This is a genomic window from Vibrio sp. 1401 (assembly GCF_033340295.1).
On the sequence record NZ_JAWOWF010000461.1, the window covers coordinates 1 to 645 of the forward strand.

Sequence of the window (645 nt, forward strand, 5' to 3'; positions counted from 1 at the left end):
AGGCAGTGAAATCATCATTGCCCATGGTATCAGCGATGTTGTCTTCAGCCGTCACGATAAACTGCCATGCAAAGTTGTTGGTATTTTAGCTCCAACTGGCACCCCAGTAGATAAGACTGTTCACGTCTCGTTAGAGGCGATCGAAGCCATTCATGTCGGTTGGGAAAGTGGTGCACGCTTGGGCCCAACACCGGATGCCAAGGTATTACAAGAAAGGGATTTTCAACCAAAACAGATCACTGCCATGCTTGTGGGCTTGAAATCGCGCATTCAAACTTTTGCGTTGCAAAGGCAGATCAACAACTACCCGAAAGAACCTCTCAGTGCAATTATGCCCGGTGTCGCGCTACACGAATTGTGGGGCATGATGTCTGTCGCAGAACAGGCCTTGATGGCGGTTTCTGGTTTTGTGGTTATCGCGGGTTTACTCGGCATGTTAAGCAGCCTACTGACCAGCTTACAAGAACGACGTCGAGAAATGGCCATTTTACGCGCTATGGGAGCGCGCCCGCGCCACGTTTTTTCTCTGCTCATTAGTGAAGCGAGTTTACTCACAGCAGCAGGTATCGTCACCGGCGTTTTGGGGCTGTATGCGATACTCGCCCTACTTCAGCCCCTAATTCAACAACACTACGGGATAAAGCT

Annotated in this window: 1 protein-coding gene; it reads left to right on the top strand. The window is 50.1% G+C overall.

Features of this window, described 5'->3' with window-relative positions; genetic code table 11:
* On the top strand, window positions 1-645 hold a 645-nt coding region (locus R7Z77_RS26235; RefSeq protein WP_318137163.1), incomplete at both ends, for an ABC transporter permease.